The sequence below is a fragment of the Serratia sp. PL7 genome, from assembly GCF_945957435.1.
In genome coordinates, this window is sequence record NZ_CAMFLB010000138.1 from 1 (window position 1) to 356 (window position 356).

The 356-nt window shown below is 46.6% G+C and carries 1 pseudogene; it reads left to right on the forward strand.

Annotated elements, in window-relative coordinates:
• Positions 1 to 198 (forward strand): annotated as a pseudogene (locus N6G83_RS54625) (IS110 family transposase); the annotation flags it as partial.
• Positions 199 to 356: the final 158 nt, after the last annotated feature.

Below are 356 nucleotides of genomic sequence, written 5' to 3' on the forward strand. Positions count from 1 at the left end.
AAAAAGATCCGAACTTTGTTGGTTCAATGTGCCAGGGTATTCATACAAAAACTGGAACACCAGTCTGGCAAATTGGCCGATTGGGTCAGGGATTTACTGTGCCGGAAAAGCAACTTTGTCGTCACTTGTGCTCTGGCAAACAAGCTGGCCAGAATAGCCTGGGCCCTAACGGCACGACAGCAAACTTATGTAGCATAACGGCAGAAATACACCGGTTTAAAGAATCACTGATCTGGTTTTGCGAATACTGATATTGATGATACTAACGGCCCACCGGCCTGTTGAGGAACCTGTAAAACGGAAAGGCTCATTGAAGCCGTATATTTTCTGGAGGTTCATCAGGCGCGGAACTCATC